Below are 17,912 nucleotides of genomic sequence, written 5' to 3' on the forward strand. Positions count from 1 at the left end.
TCCATGCCGGTTCGGGTGGCGGGGCGGTCGGCCGGGAGCGGACGCGGGTGGTGTCCGTGCGCGTCGGGCCGCCGCGCTCCGGCGTACCCGGACCGCGCCCGGCGGCGGACGCAGTGCGCCGGGGCGGGTGCGGCGCGCCGTAGGGGTGGGATGCGTTCGGGGATATATCTGTATTGAGTGGCTTTTGTCCTTGATGCATCGTCCGGTTTCCGGATCTCCGGCCGGGGTGGGCGCGCGGCGCCCTCCGGGGCCGCATGACCGCGCTCATCGTCTGTCACTTCGTGCTCGCCGCCTGCGCGCGCCCGCTGGTACGGCTCCTGGGCAGGCGCGCCTTCCTCGTGCTCGCGGCGGCACCGGCCGCCGCCACCGTGTGGGCGGCCACGCGGTGGAACGCCACCGCGTCGGGCGACGTGCTCACCTGGACATGGTCGTGGATGCCCGCGTACGGCGTCGGCGCCGGCCTGCGGCTCGACGCGCTCGCCGAGCTGATGGTGCTGCTCGCGGCCGGAATCGGCACGCTCGTCCTGCTCTACTGCGCCTCGTACTTCACCGACTCGACCCCGGGCCTGGCGGGCTTCGCGGGAAACCTGCTGGCGTTCGCGGGCGCCATGCTCGGACTGGTCCTCGCCGACGACCTGATGACGCTCTACGTCTTCTGGGAACTGACCACGGTCTTCTCGTACCTGCTGATCGGGTACGACAGCGAGCGAAAGCACAGCCGCCGCTCGGCCCTCCAGGCGCTGGTGGTGACCACGCTCGGCGGCCTCGCGATGTTCGTCGGCTTCCTGATCGTCGGTCAGGTGACCGGCACCTACCGGATCTCCGCCATCCTCGCCGACCCGCCCCCGGCCGACGCCGCCGTCTCGACCGCTGTGGTGCTGATCCTGTGCGGGGCCCTGTCGAAATCGGCGATCTGGCCGTTCAGTCTCTGGCTGCCCAACGCCATGGCCGCGCCCACCCCCGTCAGCGCCTATCTGCACGCCGCCGCGATGGTGAAGGCCGGCGTCTACCTGATCGCGCGACTGGCCCCCGCCTTCGCCGACGTCCCGGTCTGGCGGCCGGTGGTGCTGGTGCTCGGCACCGCGACCATGCTGCTCGGCGGCTGGCGGGCGCTGCGCCTGAACGACCTCAAGCTCGTCCTCGCCTACGGCACCGTCAGCCAACTCGGCTTCCTCACCGTGCTCGCCGGATTCGGCAGCCGCGACACGGCGCTGGCCGCCGCCGTGATGATCCTGGCCCACGCACTGTTCAAGGCCCCGCTGTTCCTGGTCACCGGCATCGTCGACCATGCGGCCGGCACCCGTGACCTGCGCGCCCTGTCCGGTGTCGGCCGGGCGCTGCCGCAGGTGTGCGCGGTCGCGGTGGCGGCCGCCGCCTCCATGGCGGCCCTGCCCCCGCTGCTCGGCTTCGCCGCCAAGGAGGCCGCGTTCGACACGCTGCCGCACGGCGACACCGGGGAGCGCTTGCTCCTGGCCGCCCTCGTCGTCGGTTCCGCCCTGACCGTCGCGTACACCCTGCGGTTCGTATGGGGTGCCTTCGCCCGCAAACCCGGGGTCGAGGACACGCCCGTGCACCGGGTCGGTCCGGCATTCCTCGCGGCGCCCGCGCTCCTCGCGGTGTGCGGGCTGCTGCTCGGGCCCGGTGCCGGATGGGCCGACCGGCTGCTCGGCGCGTACGCGGACGCGTTCCCCGCGCCCGCGCACCCGTACCACCTCGCGCTCTGGCACGGGATGGGGACCGCCGTGCTGCTCTCGACCCTCGCCACGGCGGGCGGGGTGCTGCTCTTCATGGGACGCGCCACCGTCACCCGGCTCTCCCGGCGGATCGCCTGGCCGACCGCCGACAGCGTCTTCGGCCATCTGCTGCTCGGCCTGGAACGGCTCTCCCTCCAGCTCACCGGCCTCGTCCAGCGCGGCTCGCTCTCCGTCTACCTCGCCACCACCCTGCTGGTGATGCTGGCCGGCCAGCTCACCGTCCTGGTGTTCGACCAGCCCTGGCGCGGGGCCGTGGCCCCGCGCCTCTGGGACGCCCCGCTGCAGGGCGCCGTCGCCGTGCTGACCTGCGCGGCGGCGCTCCTCTGCCTCACCGTCGGACGCCGGATGAAGGCCGTGGTCCTGGCCGGGCTGACGGGATACGGCGCGGCGCTGCTGTTCGTCGTCGAGGGCGGGCCGGACCTGGCACTCACCCAGTTCTGCGTCGAGACCGTGGCGATGATCGTGTTCGTGCTGGTGCTCCGCCGGATGCCGGTGCGCTTCCAGGAGTCGGTCAGCAGCCGGCGGCGGGCCGTGCGCATCCCGGTGGCGCTGGCCGCGGCGGCGACGCTCAGCGTGGTGGTGTGGGTCGCGGCGGCCGCCCGGAGCGCCGCCCCGGCGGGTGCGGCCATGGTCGAGGAGACCGCCCACCACGGGCTCAAGGACGTCGTGGCGACCATCCTGGTGGACCTGCGCGCCTGGGACACGATGGGGGAGTCCGCCGTGCTCGCCGCGGCGGCGATCGGGGTGACGAGCCTGATCTATCTGCACCGCCGTACGGAGGAGCCGTGGCTGAGGGAGGAGGTGCGGGGGCGTACCGCCTGGTCGTTGTCCGCGCCCGCGATGACGGGTCTGCCGCGCGGCGACGAGGGCGCGCCAGAACGCGGCTGGCTCGCGGCCGGTTCGACGCTCGCCCCCGAGCACCGCTCGATCGTCTTCGAGGTGGTGACGCGGCTGCTGTTCCATCCGGTCCTGGTGCTCTCGGTGTACCTGCTGTTCTGCGCCGAGAACATGCCGGGGGGCGGTTTCGTCGCCGGTCTCGTCGCGGGACTCGCCCTGATCACCCGATATCTGGCGGGCGGCCGTTTCGAACTCGCCGAGGCGGCCCCGCTGCAACCCGGACTCTTCACCGGCCTCGGGCTGTTCGTCTCCACCGGTGTCGCCCTGCTCGGTCTCATCGACGGAACGGTCCTGCACTCCTGGTCCCACCACGGGCGGCTGCCCCTGTTCGGCGAGTACCACCTCGCCACCCCCGTCCTCTTCGACTTCGGGGTCTATCTGCTGGTCCTGGGCGTGGTGCTGGACATCGTGCGCGCGCTCGGCGCCAAGATCGACCGGCAGATCGAGCGGGCGGCGGCCGTCGCGGGGGGACCGGAGCAGGGGCCCGAGCCGGGCGCCGGCCCCGGAGCGGGAGGCGGGCGGGAGCCCGGGACGGGAGGCGCCCCCGCATGAGGGTGAGCGCCTCGCTCCTGGCCACCGCCGCGGTGCTGTGCGCGGTCGGCGGCATCCTCATGCTCACCCGGCCCCTGACCCGCATCCTGCTCGGCGCGGTGATCGCCAGCAATGGCATCAACCTGCTCGTTCTCGCCGCGAGCGGACCGGCCGGCCGGGAACCACTCCTCTACGGCGTCCCCCTGAGACTCGTCACCGACCCGCTGCCGCAGGCCATCGCGCTCACCGCCATCGTCATCACCCTCGCCACCACGGCGTTCCTCCTGGCCATGGCCTACCGCAGCCACCAGTTGAACGGCACGGACGAGGTCCATGACGATGACGAGGACCGGCGGATCGCCCTGCGCGCCGAGGTGCTGGAGAAGCGGGACGAACTGCGTGAACGCTACCGGGCCGCCGCCGACGTCACGGCCGAGGACCGCGAACGGTACCGCGAGCAGCGCCGCCGTCTGCGCGCCCGGCTGCGCGCCGATCGCGCGCTCCAGGCCCGGGGCCGGTATGCCACCGGGGACCTCTGGCACGACGTCCTGGGCGCGGACCCCGAGGACTACGCGGAGGGACGGGCCCGCCCCCAGAACCACGCACCGAGCGCGCCCGGCCCGCGCGGCTCCCCGAAGCGACCGCCCCGCCCCGGGGAGCCGCACCCGGAGGATCCGTACCCGGAGGAGCCCCGCCCCGACGACGGCCCCTCGCGGCGGTCCCGCCCGGGGGACGGTCCGCCCCGGCCGACCCGCCCCGACGACACCGACCCGGGAGCCACCGGATGAACGTCCTCGTCCCGCTGATGAACGCACTCGTCCCGCTGCCGGTGCTGCTGCCGCTCTGCGCCACCGGCCTGAGCCTCGCGTTCGGCACCCGGCTCAAACAGGTCCAGCGCCTGGTCAGCGTCGCCGTGCTCACCGTCGTACTGGCGCTCTCCGTCGCCCTGATGATCGTCACCGATCTGCACGGCCCGCTGGCCGTCCATCTCGGCGACTTCGCACCGCCGATCGGCATCACCCTGGTGGCCGACCGGCTGTCCGGGCTGATGCTGACCGTCTCCTCCGCCATCACGCTCTGCGTGCTCGTCTACTCCATCGGCCAGGGCATGGCCGACCGGGACGAGCAGACGCCCGTGGCGGTCTTCCACCCCGCCTATCTGATCCTGGTCGCCGGGGTCTCCGACACGTTCCTCGCCGGTGACCTCGTCAACCTCTTCGTCGGCTTCGAGATCATGCTCGTCGCGAGCTTCGTCCTGCTCACCCTCGGCGGCACCGGCCCCCGCGTCCGCGCGGGCTCCACCTACGTGATCGTCTCGCTGCTCTCGTCGATGCTGTTCCTCACCGCCATCGCCATGACCTACGCGGCGACCGGCACCGCCAACTTCGCCCAGCTGGCGGGCAGGATCGCCGAACTGCCGACCGGCGTCCAGACCCTGATCCAGGCGATGCTGCTCACCGTCTTCGCCCTCAAGGCCGCCGCCTTCCCGCTCGCCGCATGGCTCCCCGACTCCTATCCGACCGCGCCCGCCCCCGTCACCGCGGTCTTCGCCGGGCTGCTGACCAAGGTCGGTGTCTACTGCATGCTCCGTACGGAGACGCTGCTCTTCCCCGGCAACCGGCTCGGGGACCTGCTGATGGCCGTCGCCCTGGCCTCGATGACCGTGGGCATCCTCGGGGCCGTCGCCCAGACCGACCTGAAGCGGCTCCTCTCCTTCACGCTCATCAGCCACATCGGCTACATGGTCTTCGGCATCGGCCTCGCCACCCGGGACGCGTACGGCGGCGCGATCGTCTACGTCGCCCACCACATCACCGTCCAGACCACGCTGTTCCTGGCGACCGGGCTGATCGAACGCCGGGGCGGCACCACCGAACTCACCCGCATCGGCGGTCTGGCCGCGGCCGCGCCCCTGCTCGCCGTCCTCTTCTTCGTCCCCGCCATGAACCTCGCGGGTATTCCGCCGCTGTCCGGGTTCATCGGCAAGCTCGGACTGATGCGGGCCGGTGTCGAGGACGGCGGCGCCTGGGCCTGGCTCCTCGTCATCGGGTCGGCCGTGACCAGCCTGCTCACGCTGTACGTGGTGGCCAAGGTCTGGAACCTGGCGTTCTGGCGGGCGGCGCCCCCGGGGCAGGCGGCGTACGGCACCGTCCTGGAGTCCGGCTCCGACGAGGGCGACATCGACCTCGGTCCGGGCCCCGACCACATCCCCGGCAGCGGCGACGAACCGGTCCCGCACCGCCACGAGCCCGCCGGGCGCGCGGTCGCCGCCACCCTGCACGGACACGCCGTCACCACCACCACCCGGCTGCCGCGCCCGATGACGGCGGCCACCGCCGCGGCCGTCGCCCTCGGACTCGCCTTCACCGTGTTCGCCGGGCCGCTGACCTCGTACGCCGACCGCTCAGCCGTCGAACTCCTCGGCCGTTCCCCCTACACGGAGGCGGTGTTCGGCCGGTGAAACGCGTCATCGCCCTGTCCTTCCGGCACAACGGACCGCCGCCCTACCGGGGTTGGTACGCGCGGCGACGCGTGCTGGACCTCCCGCTGATCGCCTGGCTCACCCTGATCTGGGTGCTGCTCTGGTCCGGGCCGAACTGGGCCAACGTGGTCACCGGCGCGGTCGTCGCGATCGCCGTGTGCCTGGCCTTCCCACTGCCCCGGGTCGACCTCGGGCTCCGCCTGCACCCCTGGGGCATCCTGGTGCTCACCGGCTCCCTGCTCCACGACATGTACACCTCGGGCGTGCGGGTCACCCGGCAGATCTTCGTCGGCCACCCGCACCGGGCCGCGGTCATCGCCGTACCGCTGCGCTGCCGTTCCGACCTGATGCTCGCGGCCACCGCGGTCGCCGTCTCGAACGTGCCCGGCGGATCGATCGTCGAGGTGCGCCGCGCCACCACCACCGTCTTCCTGCACGTCCTCGACGCGGACCGGCCCGCCGCGCTGGACGCGGCCCGGCGATCCGTGTGGCGCCTGGAGCGGCTGGTCGTACGGGCCTTCGGCACCCCCGACGAGATCGCCCGGGTGGCCGGACCACCGCCATCCGTCGCCCACCGGGGGAGGCACGAAGCGTGAGGAGCCACCTCGTACGAACAGGGGGACGGTACATGAGGAGGTACGGCGCATGAGGAGGAGGCACGGCGCATGAGTGTTCCGGAGACCGTCGACCGGGTGCTGCTCACCGCCGCCGTGGTCGTGATCGTCATCGCCGGCGCGCTGCTGCTCGCCCGCATCCTGCGAGGCCCTTCCATGCTGGACCGGGCCATCTCGCTGGACGTGGCCGCCGCGCTCATCATCGCGGGTCTCGGTGCGAAATCGGCCTTCGCGCGCGACCCGTTCTACTTCCCGATCATGCTGGTGCTGGCCTTCCTGGGATTCACGGGATCGGTCGGCATCGCCCGTTTCATCGCCGCCCGCGACCGCCCGGTGCCCCGGAACGGAACGGGCCCGGCCGCGCACGGCGGCGGACGCGACGGCGTCGAGGGGGAGACACGGTGAACGTCTGGGTCCAGGTCCTCGACACGGCCGGTGCGGCACTGGTGTTCACCGGCGCGGCGATCTGCCTGCTCGGCGTGATCGGCATGCTGCGGCTGCCCGATGTGCTCTCCCGCAGCCACGCCGCCACCAAACCGCAGACCCTCGGCATGATCCTGGTCCTCGTCGGAGTCGCCCTGCGGCTGCGCAGCGGCATGGATCTCGCCACCCTGGCGCTGATCGCGTTCTTCCAGCTGATGACCGGACCGGTCGCGGCGCACCTGGTGGCGCGGGCGGCCTACCGTACCGGCCAGATCGACCACAGCGAGCTGCTCTTCGACGAACTCGACGAGCAACTGACCGAGGGGAACTGATCATGCTGCGCGTCACCGACACCCGCACCGGCCGCCTCGTGGAGGTACCCGCCCCGCCGCGCCGGCTGCTGCGCAGCCGCGTCCACCTGCCCGCCCTCGACACGGGGACGGACAACGGCACCGGGATCCGGCCGGTCCATCTGCGCGTGCTGCTGATCGGCGACCTGCTCGCGCGCGTGGCGGAGCTCCAGGGCCTGCAGGTCGTCACGGTCCTCACCACCACCGCGCCTCCGGCCGACGACCGGTCTCGGGCGCTCGACCGGGTCATGGACGTGCTGGGCATCCACCCGCCCGTCGTCGTGGGAGCACGCCATCCGGACGCCGCGCTCGGCGGCCCCGCCGACGTCCACGTGACCGCCCGGGGCGAGGGTCCGGCCGACGCCACGAGCGGGGTCCGGATCGAGGTGGGGCCGGTCACCACGGCCCCGTCGGGCGAGAGCACCCCGCCGGACGGCCCCCGTTCCCCGGACGGCCCGGCCCCGGCCGGAGCCGAGGCCGCCACGCCGACCACGCCCGACACACCCGTCGACCCGGCCGTGCCCACCGTGCCGGGCACGAGCACCGCGGGCGCACCGGACGCGGCCGATCCGCTCGCCCTGCGCCTGCTCCTGCTCGGGTGCCCCTACGCCTCGCCGGTGACGGTCACCGGCGAGGCCCTGGCCGCCGCCCGGCACACCCTGCGCGAGTGGCGCCGACAAGTGGCCGGCTGGGCACGCGAGCCGTCCGCGCCGATCCCCGCCGAACTGCTGCGCCGCTCGCACCAGGCGCTCGTCGACGACCTCGGTGTCCACGCCGTCCTGGACCTGCTGGCCGACGCGGCGGCCCGGGGCGACGTGCGGTCCGGCGCCAAGTTCGAGACCTTCGCCCATCTCGACCGCGTCCTCGGCCTGGACCTCGCCCGCGACGTCGGGCACTGACGAGCCGTCGGGGGCATCCGTGCGTGGCGGGCGGCGGTCCGGCGACGGCCCTCAGGGCAGGAGGCCGGCGAGCAGGCCGCGGACGCGCCGCTCGATCTCGTCCCGGATGGGACGGACCGCCTCGACACCCTGTCCGGCGGGATCGTCCAGTTCCCAGTCGAGGTACTTCCGGCCGGGGAAGACGGGACAGGTGTCGCCGCAGCCCATGGTGATCACGACGTCGGATGCCTGTACGGCCTTCGTGGTCAGCACCTCGGGGGTCTCGGCGGAGATGTCGATGCCGACCTCTGCCAGCGCTTCGACCACGGCAGGGTTGACGGTGTCGGCCGGAGCGGATCCCGCGGAGCGGACCTGAACGGCGTCGCCCGCCAGATGGGTGAGGAAGGCGGCGGCCATCTGGGAGCGCCCGGCGTTGTGGACGCAGACGAACAGCACCGACGGCTTCGCGGACTCAGACACGGGCGGAACCTTCCGGGGACGCCGCCGGTCCGGCGGGACGGGGTCGGGGGAAGCAGCGGCGGGCGGCCAGGGAGACATGGACCAGGCCGATCAGGACGGGGACTTCGATGAGGGGGCCGACGACTCCGGCGAGGGCCTGGCCGGAGGCGGCGCCGAAGGTGGCGACGGCTACCGCGATGGCCAGCTCGAAGTTGTTGCCCGCCGCGGTGAACGCCAGCGTGGTGGCTTTCGGGTAGTCCAGTCCGGCCGCGCGGCCGACGGCCATGGACCCGGCCCACATCACGGCGAAGTACAACAGGAGCGGCAGGGCGATCCGGGCGACGTCGAGCGGCCGGGAGGTGACGGCTTCGCCCTGGAGGGCGAACAGGACGACGATGGTGAACAGCAGTCCGTACAGGGCGAACGGGCCGATGCGCGGCACGAGCTTCGTCTCGTACCAGGTACGGCCCCGGGCCCTCTCGCCCAGGCGGCGGGTCAGGAACCCGGCGGCGAGCGGGACGCCGAGGAAGACGAGCACGGAGCCGCCGATCTCCTGGGCGGAGACGTCGAGCGAGGTCCGCTCCAGGCCGAGCAGGCCGGGCAGGAAGGTCAGGTAGAACCAGCCGAGCAGACCGAACGCGACGACCTGGAACACCGAGTTGAGGGCGACCAGGACGGCGGCCGCCTCACGGTCGCCGCAGGCGAGGTCGTTCCAGATGATGACCATGGCGATGCAGCGCGCCAGGCCGACGATGATCAGCCCGGTGCGGTACTCGGGCAGGTCCGGCAGGAACGCCCAGGCCAGGGCGAACATCAGCGCTGGGCCGACGATCCAGTTCAGGACCAGCGACGGGACGAGCAGGCGCCGGTCGCGGGTGACGGTGTCGAGACGGTCGTAGCGGACCTTGGCGAGCACCGGATACATCATCACCAGCAGGCCGAGCGCGATGGGCAGGGAGACGCCCGCGACGGTGGCCCCGGCGAGCACGTCCCCCAGGCCGGGCACGAGGCGGCCCAGCCCCAGGCCGGCGGCCATGGCGGCGAGGATCCACACGGCGAGGAAGCGGTCGAGGAACGACAGCCGCCCGGCCACCGGCATGGCCGGGATCCCGTCCTCGCTCACGAGGCGGCCCCGGCAGGGGAGGGTTCGGCATGCCGCTGCCCGGTGGGTCGCGCGAGGATCCGGGCGAGGTGGTCGGTCATCTCGGGCAGCAGCCGGTAGTACACCCAGGTGCCGCGGCGTTCGGAGTCGATGAGCCCGGCCTGCTTCAGCAGCTTCAGGTGGTGGGAGATCGTCGGCTGCGACTGGTCGAAGGCCGGGGTGAGGTCGCAGACGCAGACCTCTCCTCCCTCGCGGGAGGCGATCAGGGACAGCAGCCGCAGCCGCACCGGGTCGCCGAGCGCCTTGAACACCTTCGCCAGCGTCTCGGCCCGGTTCTCGTCCAGCGGGGTGGTCAGCAGTGTGGGGCAGCACTCTCCGGCGCCGTCCCCGTCGAGCACCACCAGCTCTTGTTTCGACATGCTTCTATGTTGACGTTCTTCGACCCAAGGCGCAAGGTTGCATCGACCGACATCGATACAACGTGATCGGGGAGACCGTCATGTCCCGTGTCCAGCTCGCGCTCAACGTCGCCGACCTCGAAGAATCGGTGGCCTTCTACGCCAAGCTGTTCGGCGTGGAGCCGGCCAAGCGCCGCCCCGGCTACGCCAACTTCGCCATCACCGACCCGCCGCTCAAGCTCGTCCTCATCGAGGGCGAGCCCGGTCGCGCCACCCGCCTGGACCACCTCGGCGTCGAGGTCGCCACGACCGACGAGGTCGCCGCGGCGGCCACCCGTCTCGAGGACGCGGGACTCGCGACGTTCGAGGAGAACGACACGTCCTGCTGCTACGCGCTCCAGGACAAGGTGTGGGTGCACGGCCCCGGCAAGGAGCCGTGGGAGGTCTACGTCGTCAAGGCCGACGCCGACCGGCTGGGCAAGGGCACTGTCCTCGACGGCGCCTGCTGCTCCGGCCGGACCGGTGTCGCCGACCTCGCGGCCGGGGCGGTCGCGCCGTCGATCGAGCGATGCGCCTGCGACGGCTGAAACCGGCCGTCCTGCGCCTGGGGCGCGGCGGGTGTCCGTCCCCTCGGACGTCGGCGACGGCCGAGGGGAGCACGCCCACCAGTGTCGGCGCCGGCAGGGGCGGGGCCGTGCGGTGGCGTCCGGGGCGGAGCGCGACCGCGGTCAGGCAGTCGGTGGGAGGGGCGGGGGCCGCCCGCCCGCCGACCGGTGGACCGGTCGCGGTGGGCATCGGGGACGGCGGGAGGGGATGCGGAGGTCGATCACCGTCGGGGCGCCGTGGTCACCAGCTCAGCTGTTCACCGCGCAGAGCGTGCTCGTACATGCGTTGGGTCTTGTCGTTCGGGGGCACCTGGAGCTCGTCGCGCAGCCGTTTGACGCAGAGCCGGTACCACCGCTGGACCTGCGTCAGCTGGCCCAGTTCGGCATGCACGGAGATGAGCATGCGATACGAATCCTCGTGCAGGGAGTCGACGGCCAGCATACGGCGGCACACATCGATGACTCCGAGGTGATCGCCCTGTTTGAGGTGCCTCTCGGAAAGGAAGTTCAACGCGACGAGTTGACGGCTCCTCAGCCACTCGCGCTGGGTGGCCGCCCAGTCGTCCGTGAGGCCCGGCAGGAATTCACCTTCGTAGATTTCGCTCGCTTTGCTGTAGAGCTCGTCCGCGCGGTGGAGTTCGTGGTTCTTCTGGGCGTTGTACGCCCGGTCGACCAGTGATTCGAACTCGTTGAAGTCGGTCCAGACGTTGCGTGTCTCCAGCTTGTAGCCGGATTCGTATGTGTGAACACGCAGTGAGGAGTTCAGATGCTCCGAGCTGTGCAGGCGCTGAGCCTGCTGCAATATTTTCCTGAGTGCGTGCACCGCGACTTTGAGCGAGCTGGAGTTGGCCGCCGTCGATGCGTCCGGCCAGAGTGCGTCGTAGAGGCTGTCGCGTGACACCACCTGATCCCGGTGCAGCAACAGGAACTGAAGTAATTTCCGCGCCTTTCCGGCCTGCCACCTTTCAACGGGGTCTCCGTTGAACGTAACCTTGAAGGCGCCCAAAGCGCGTACCGAAATAGTACAGTCGCCACTCATGAAACTACCCGTGAACCTTTCTCGGTAACGTCTCGACATGCTCGGTGACACCGATCGCGGCTCGTGGCTCGTGGCCCGTGTGCCGCTCAGGCTCTCGAATTCCTCACAGCAGAAGGCCCCTGGCAGGAACGATCTCGCCGAGGACGCGTCCGACCGAGGGGCTCCGCAGGACCTGGGGTGTCACCTACGCTGCTGCGCTGGACATCGACCGCTTCATCACCAGGCATCCGGCCCGGCGGTCGGGAGGGCGCCGTACTCGGCCCGATGGCGTCCGGATCCGCGCGCCCGGGGCTGCCGGGGGCAGTCCCTTCCGGCGTGGCGCTGGTTCCTCGACGGAATCCGGGGACCGCCGACCGGCCCACGACAACGCACTGTCCACCCCAACCTCCCCGTTGGCATCACCGTGCTCGTCCGCATCGTCTGTGTCAATCCCCCCGAGCTGTGGGGATCTTCTCTCCATCGCCCTCGTCGCGGAGTCGTCCGAGCGGTGGAGCGCGTCTTCTCCCGGTGCAAACACTCCCATTCCGCATGCTCGGCCCTCCGGAGTTTTCGGAGGCCGCCGCGGCAGCGCCGGAAGAAACCGGTCACGGGTTGCTCGGGCATGGACGCGTGGGGCCGCGAACTCCATGAATCCCGACCTCCCGGAGAAATGTTCGGTCCATGCCGTGAAGGGGGTACGGTCCCGTTCCGTCCGTTCGGTGCGCAATGGTCGATCGGTCTCCCGCGCCCTCCGGTTCCGGGGACGCGAAAACAACCGGAGGTGCGTCCTACGATCACGGGCGGGCCGTACACGAATCACAGCGGATTCACAGGCGGGCAATACCGCCCCCTGCCCTTCGGAATATGTCGCGACAATCCGAACCCACTGAACTCGGGGAACGGTGAAAACCGTTCCCCGAGTTCAGTGGTGATCGATTATGGGGGCGGGCTTTTCCTTTGCGAGGCGAATCGATGTCCGGCCCCCGCCTCGAGGGAGGAAGGAATCCGCTTTACCGGCCCTTGGTGCCCCGTTGACCGCTCAGCCGTCGGTCGTCATGGACCGCCGACGGCTCGCGAGATCCCGGATGGAGACGCCCAGCGGCCGTGCCGGAGCCGCACCGGCGAGCCGCCGCGCCAGATCCGCCACCACGGGTGCCTCGAACACCGCCCGGACCGTGAGCTCCAGGCCCAGCGACGAGCGGGCGCGGTTCACCAGCTTCGCCGCCGCCATCGAACTCCCGCCGAGGGAGAAGAAGTTGTCCTCCCTGCCGACCGAGGTGACGTCCAGGACGTGCTCGATCAGCAGGCACGCCTTCCGCTCCCATTCGTCGCGCGGCGGCGTGCCGCCCGGGGCGACGGCGGCGCGGACCTCGGGCAGGGCCCGGTGGTCCAGCTTGCCGTTTCCGGTCAGAGGCAACGCGTCGAGCGCGACGAAGGCCGACGGGACCATGTACTCCGGGAGCGCCGCGGCGGCGTGCCCACGCAGTACCGACGTGTCCGGGCAGCGCTCCCCTGACGACGGCACCACATAGGCCACCAGCTGCTTCTCCCCGGAGGGCGACGCCTTCGCCACCACGGCAACCTGCGCCACCCCGGGACAGCCGGAGAGCACGCTCACGATCTCGTCCGGCTCGATGCGCACACCCCGGATCTTCACCTGGCCGTCGGCGCGCCCGAGGTAGTCGAGCTGCCCGTCGGGCTGCCAACGGGCGAGGTCGCCCGAGCGGTACATGCGCGAGCCGGGCGGTCCGAACGGGTCCGCGACGAAGCGCTCGCTCGTCAGCCCGGCGCGACCGAGGTAGCCGCGCGCCACACCGTCGCCCGCCAGATACAACTCGCCGACCACGCCGACCGGCACCGGATTGAGCGATGCGTCCAGCACATACGTCCCGCTGTTCCACACCGGTGCCCCGATCGGGGCCGTCGTGGGCCAGTCGTCCACGTCCTCCGGCAGGGTGTACGCGGTCACCACATGGGTCTCCGAGGGCCCGTAGTGGTTGTGGAGCCGGACCCAGGGGCGGCGCCGATGGAACGCGGCGACGTTCTCGGACAGTCGCAGCGCCTCTCCCGCCTGCAGCACGTGGCGCAGCGCAACGAGCTCCAGATCCCGCTCGTTGGCCGCCTCGTACACACCGCTCATGACCAGATCGGGTGCGAACAACTCGGTCACCCGCTCCCGCTCCAGCCAGGCGGCCAGCTCCGCCGGGTCGAGCCTGGTCTCCTCCGTGGGGACCAGCAGGGTCTTGCCGTTGACCAGCGTCGCCAGGAACTCGTGGATGGAGGCGTCGAAGGTGATCGAGCTGAACTGGGCCACCCGGGCCCCGGGTTCGACGGGGATGGCGTGCCGGTTCCAGGCGATCAGGTTGTCCAGCACCTGGTACGTGACCACGACGCCCTTGGGCCGGCCCGTCGAACCGGAGGTGTAGATCACGTACGACGGCGACTGCGGGTCGGCCGCAGGGGCTTCAGCAGCCGTCAGGTTCTCCGGCGAGTGGCGGCGCAACGCCTCGGCGGTTCCGGGCGCATCGAGCCGGAGCGCCGCGGCGGTGGGCGGCAACCCGCTCGCGGCGCCGCGCGTCAGGACGAGCGCGGGTCGGCAGTCCTCGGTGATGTACGCGATCCGGTCCGGCGGGAAGGCCGGGTCCACCGGCACGTACACGGCGCCCGCCTTGAAGATCGCCAGAAAGGCGACCAGGAGCTCCGCGGAACGCGGCAGCAGCACGCACACATGGTCCTCGGGGCCGATTCCCCGCTCGACCAGCAGCCGGGCCAGACGGTTGGCCCGGGCATTCAGTTCACCGTACGAGAGCGTGGTCCCGGGATCCGTCACCGCGACCGCGTCCGGGGTGCGGGCGGCCTGCTCCTCCACCTGACGGCTCAAGGAGCCGGACGGCAGCGCCGCGGCCGTGTCGTTCCAGCCGATCAGCACCTGATGCCGCTCGGCGTCGTCGAGCAGATCGATCGAGGCGACCGGCCGGTCGGGGTCCTCGGCCACGGCCTCCAGCAGCAGGACGAGCCGTTCCAGGATCCGCTCCACCGTGGCACGGTCGAACAGGTCGGTGGCGTACTCGACCGTGCCGGTCATCCCCGCACACTCCCGCTCCTCGGAGCGGTGCGCCGAGACGTTGAACAGGAGGTCGAACTTCGCGGTGCCGGTGCCGAGTTCCTCGGACGTCCGGGCCAGCGCGGGAAGCGAGAGGCCGGTCTCGCCCGCGTCCTGGAACACCAGCATGGTCTGGAACAGCGGATGCCTCGCCTGCACACGCAGCGGATTGACCGCTTCCACGACATGCTCGAACGGCACGTCCTGGTGGTCCAGGGCGGCGAGCGTGGCCGTCCTCGCCCGTCCGAGCAGTTCGCGGAAACCGGCCCGCCCGGAGACATCGGTGCGCAGGACCACGGTGTTCACGAAGAACCCGACCAGGTCGTCGAGCAGTTCGTCGGGCCGCCCCGCGACCGCCGACCCCAGGGGGATGTCGTCACCGGCGCCGAGCCGGTGGAACAGCGCCGAGAGTGCCGCCTGCACGACCATGAACAGCGTGCCGCCGTTCTCGCGGGCGAGCCCGGCCAGGCGGGCGTGCAGACCGGCGTCGATCCGCCACGCGATCCGTTCCCCACGACGGCTCGCGACCGCCGGGCGCGGACGGTCGAAGGGGAGCTTCAGCTCCTCGGGCAGATCCCGCAACGCCTCGCGCCAGTAATCCAGCTGGGCCGCGAACCGGCTCGCCGGATCGGCCGCCCCGCCCAGCAGTGCACGCTGCCACAGGGTGTAGTCGGCGTACTGGACCGGCAGTTCGGCCCAGTCCGGAGCCGTTCCGGCGCACCGCGACGCGTAGGCGTGCTCCAGATCGCGGCCGAACGGACCGTCGGACCACCCGTCGGACGCGATGTGGTGGAACACCAGGAGCAGCACGGACTCATCGGCGTCCACCTCGAACAGCACCGCTCGCAACGGCACTTCACGTGCGAGGTCGAACGGTACGGCCGCCGCCCGCCGCAGTTCGGCCTCCAGCCGCTCGGGGACGGACCGGACCACCCGCAGCGGGGGACGGGCGGACGCGGGGTCCAGCACCAGCTGGCGGGGCTCCCCGTCGGTCTCGGGATACACGGTGCGCAGCGCCTCGTGCCGTTCCACCACATCGCCCAGCGCCGCCTCCAGCGCCGCGCGGTCCGTGCCCCGCCTCAGGCGGTGCACGGACGGCAGGTGGTAGACCGCCGACGGCCCCTCCAGGCTGTTGATGAACCACAGCCTCCGCTGCGCGAACGACAGCGGCACAGCCCGCGGGCGGTCCGCGCGCGACAGCGCCGGACGGGCCTCGTCCGCGCCGTCGAGACGGGCGCCGAGCCCGGCGGCGGTCGGCGCCTCGAACAACGTCCTGATCGGCAGCTCCGCACCGAGCACGGCCCGCACCCGGCTCGCCAGCCGGGACGCCGACAGCGAATGCCCGCCCAGTGCGAAGAAGTCGTCGTCGACCCCCACCCGCGGCAGGCCCAGGACCTCCGCGAACAGCCCGCAGAGGATCTCCTCCCGATGGGTGGCGGGCGACCGGCCTGCTCCGGCGCTCCCGGCGAAATCGGGGTCGGGCAGGGCCTTGCGGTCCACCTTCCCGTTGGCGGTGAGCGGCAGCGCGTCCACGACCACCACCAGCGCCGGCACCATGTACTCGGGCAGCCGCTCCGCCGCGAAGTCCCGGACGGCGGCGGGCAGCCGGCCGGTGTCCGTCGCCGCGGAGGTGACGTAGGCGACCAGGCGCTGGTCGCCGGCCGCGTCCGCGCGCGCGACCACGACGGCCTGGTCCACGTCCGGATGGCGTGCCAGCCCCGCCTCCACGTCGCTCGGCTCGATCCGGTGACCCCGGACCTTGACCTGGCCGTCCGCGCGGCCGACGAAGACCAGTTCCCCGTCCTGCCTCCGGCGGACCCGGTCCCCCGTGCGGTACATGCGGGACCCCGGCGGCCCGAAGGGATCGGCCGTGAAACGCTCCGCGGTGAGCCCGGACCGCCCGTGATACCCGCGCGCCACCCCCGCCCCGGCGAGGTACAGGTCCGCCGTCACCCCGGGCGGCACCGGCCGCAGCCGGTCGTCCAGGACATGGGCGCGGGTGTTCGCGATCGGACGGCCGATCGGCGGCGGCCCGTCCGGGGCGCCCGCGTCGATCCGCGCGGCCGTGGACCAGATGGTGGTCTCGGTCGGGCCGTAGAGGTTGGTCGTCCCGCCGAGCCGCCGCAGGTCGTCGGCGAGACGCGCGGGCAGGGCCTCGCCGCCGACGAGGACGCGCAGCGCCACAGGCACCTCGTCGCGCTCCGACAGCTCGGCCGACAGCACCCGCCACAGGGAGGGCGTGGCCTGCATGATCGTCACCTTGTGGTGGTGGAGCAGCGCGATCAGCTCCGCCGGATCCAGCACCGCCGCCCGGTCCGCCAGGACCACCCGGGCACCGCTGACCAGCGGCAGATACAGCTCCAGTGCGGCGATGTCGAAGGCGATCGTGGTGACGGCGAGCCAGCCGTCGCTCCCGTCGAGCGGGAACCGGGCGCCCATGTCCGTGAGGAAGTTCGACAGGTTGGCATGGGTGACCACCACCCCCTTCGGGCGGCCGGTCGAGCCCGAGGTGTAGATCACGTACGCGGCCGATGCGGGGTGCGGCGGCACGCCGCGTTCGGCGTCGGTGAGTGTGCCGCCGTCGAGCCCGGCGAGCGCGCGGACGCTGTCCGGGTCGTCGAGCAGCAGTCGGGCGGCGCCGGACACCGGGAGCCGGTCCCGCGTCGCCGTCTGCGCCACCACCAGCGCCGGGGCCGCGTCGCCGAGCACGTCGGCGACGCGCTCGGCCGGATAGGCCGGATCCACCGGCACATAGGCCGCACCGCACTTGAGCACCGCCAGCAGAGAGGCCGGCAGGTCCACCGAGCGGCCCAGGACCAGCGCGACACGGTCTCCCGGCCGCACGCCTCGCGCCAGCAGGAGGCGCGCCAGACGGTTGGCCCGGCCGTCGAGATCCCCGTAACGGATCTCCGCCCGGCCGGCGACCACCGCGACCCGGTCCGGGGTCAGGGCGGCCTGCCGCTCGAACAGCTCCGGCAGGGTGGCGCCCGGTTCCGGCACGACGGGGCCCTGCCATGCCTCCGGGATCCCGCCGGGCCGGTGCCACTCGGCGGCCCGGGGCCCGGGCGCATCGGTCGGGGACGTGTGGGGTCGGGGGGAGGAAGGCGTGCTCACAGACGTACTCCTGGGCTGAGACGGGTCGGACAGCCGGGCTGCTCCGTTCCGGACACGGTCAACTGCGTCGTGGTGCGACGGCCGGTGCGCGGTCCCGCCGCCGGGCCCGCCGGCCCCGGGCCCGTCCTCGAACCGCCGACGTCCGGCCGGGGGCCGGGCCGTGCGTGCCGGGCCCGTCCTCGAA

Annotated in this window: 12 protein-coding genes and 1 pseudogene; 8 read left to right on the top strand and 5 right to left on the bottom strand. The window is 72.3% G+C overall.

The window, feature by feature from the left end; genetic code table 11:
• The first annotated feature begins 254 nt into the window (after window positions 1-254).
• From ACFYY6_RS10610 to ACFYY6_RS10640, 7 genes and pseudogenes are all read left to right on the top strand, one after another.
• Window positions 255-3,203: a Na+/H+ antiporter subunit A gene (locus ACFYY6_RS10610; RefSeq protein WP_389192654.1), complete on the top strand. Its 2,949-nt coding sequence runs from the start codon at window positions 255-257 to the stop codon at window positions 3,201-3,203.
• Window positions 3,200-3,811: pseudogene (locus ACFYY6_RS10615) on the top strand (Na(+)/H(+) antiporter subunit C); the annotation flags it as partial. The gene ACFYY6_RS10610 and the pseudogene ACFYY6_RS10615, both read left to right, overlap by 4 nt.
• 176 nt (window positions 3,812-3,987) lie before the next feature.
• Window positions 3,988-5,643 carry a Na+/H+ antiporter subunit D gene (locus tag ACFYY6_RS10620; protein WP_386608298.1) on the top strand — a complete coding sequence of 552 codons (1,656 nt, stop codon included), beginning with the start codon at window positions 3,988-3,990 and terminating at the stop codon, window positions 5,641-5,643.
• Entirely contained in the window at window positions 5,640-6,260 is a 621-nt protein-coding gene (locus tag ACFYY6_RS10625) for a Na+/H+ antiporter subunit E (RefSeq protein WP_388651083.1), read from the top strand. Before ACFYY6_RS10620 ends, ACFYY6_RS10625 begins: the two co-directional genes overlap by 4 nt.
• 69 nt (window positions 6,261-6,329) lie before the next feature.
• The gene (locus ACFYY6_RS10630) at window positions 6,330-6,683 is read left to right on the top strand and encodes a monovalent cation/H+ antiporter complex subunit F (RefSeq protein WP_351518655.1); all 354 of its coding nucleotides are present in this window, start codon (window positions 6,330-6,332) and stop codon (window positions 6,681-6,683) included.
• Entirely contained in the window at window positions 6,680-7,033 is a 354-nt protein-coding gene (mnhG, locus tag ACFYY6_RS10635) for a monovalent cation/H(+) antiporter subunit G (protein WP_351518653.1), read from the top strand. The genes ACFYY6_RS10630 and mnhG overlap by 4 nt, the downstream gene beginning before the upstream one ends.
• 2 nt (window positions 7,034-7,035) lie before the next feature.
• On the top strand, window positions 7,036-7,950 hold the full coding sequence (locus tag ACFYY6_RS10640; protein ID WP_389192657.1) for a hypothetical protein: 915 nt from the start codon (window positions 7,036-7,038) through the stop codon (window positions 7,948-7,950).
• 51 nt (window positions 7,951-8,001) lie between these two features.
• On the opposite strand, the gene ACFYY6_RS10645 is transcribed toward ACFYY6_RS10640, so the two are convergent.
• The 3 genes from ACFYY6_RS10645 to ACFYY6_RS10655 are packed head-to-tail and all read right to left on the bottom strand — an operon-like array spanning window position 8,002 to window position 9,909.
• The gene (locus ACFYY6_RS10645) at window positions 8,002-8,409 is read right to left on the bottom strand and encodes an arsenate reductase ArsC (protein WP_351518649.1); all 408 of its coding nucleotides are present in this window, start codon (window positions 8,407-8,409) and stop codon (window positions 8,002-8,004) included.
• The gene (gene arsB / locus ACFYY6_RS10650; RefSeq protein WP_351518717.1) at window positions 8,402-9,487 is read right to left on the bottom strand and encodes an ACR3 family arsenite efflux transporter; all 1,086 of its coding nucleotides are present in this window, start codon (window positions 9,485-9,487) and stop codon (window positions 8,402-8,404) included. The genes ACFYY6_RS10645 and arsB overlap by 8 nt, the downstream gene beginning before the upstream one ends.
• Window positions 9,488-9,507: 20 nt before the next feature.
• Window positions 9,508-9,909 carry a metalloregulator ArsR/SmtB family transcription factor gene (locus tag ACFYY6_RS10655; protein WP_351518647.1) on the bottom strand — a complete coding sequence of 134 codons (402 nt, stop codon included), beginning with the start codon at window positions 9,907-9,909 and terminating at the stop codon, window positions 9,508-9,510.
• A gap of 80 nt (window positions 9,910-9,989) precedes the next feature.
• Between ACFYY6_RS10655 and ACFYY6_RS10660 the strand changes: the two genes are divergently transcribed.
• Window positions 9,990-10,475 carry an ArsI/CadI family heavy metal resistance metalloenzyme gene (locus tag ACFYY6_RS10660; protein ID WP_388651079.1) on the top strand — a complete coding sequence of 162 codons (486 nt, stop codon included), beginning with the start codon at window positions 9,990-9,992 and terminating at the stop codon, window positions 10,473-10,475.
• A gap of 259 nt (window positions 10,476-10,734) precedes the next feature.
• Here the strand turns inward: ACFYY6_RS10660 and ACFYY6_RS10665 are convergent, their stop codons facing one another.
• Window positions 10,735-11,499: a BTAD domain-containing putative transcriptional regulator gene (locus ACFYY6_RS10665; protein WP_360114524.1), complete on the bottom strand. Its 765-nt coding sequence runs from the start codon at window positions 11,497-11,499 to the stop codon at window positions 10,735-10,737.
• 1,051 nt (window positions 11,500-12,550) lie between these two features.
• Window positions 12,551-17,728: an amino acid adenylation domain-containing protein gene (locus tag ACFYY6_RS10670; RefSeq protein ID WP_389192660.1), complete on the bottom strand. Its 5,178-nt coding sequence runs from the start codon at window positions 17,726-17,728 to the stop codon at window positions 12,551-12,553.
• Window positions 17,729-17,912: the final 184 nt, after the last annotated feature.

Origin of the sequence: Streptomyces sp. NPDC001750 (assembly GCF_042892615.1) — a bacterium.
In the GTDB taxonomy this organism is placed as follows: domain Bacteria; phylum Actinomycetota; class Actinomycetes; order Streptomycetales; family Streptomycetaceae; genus Streptomyces.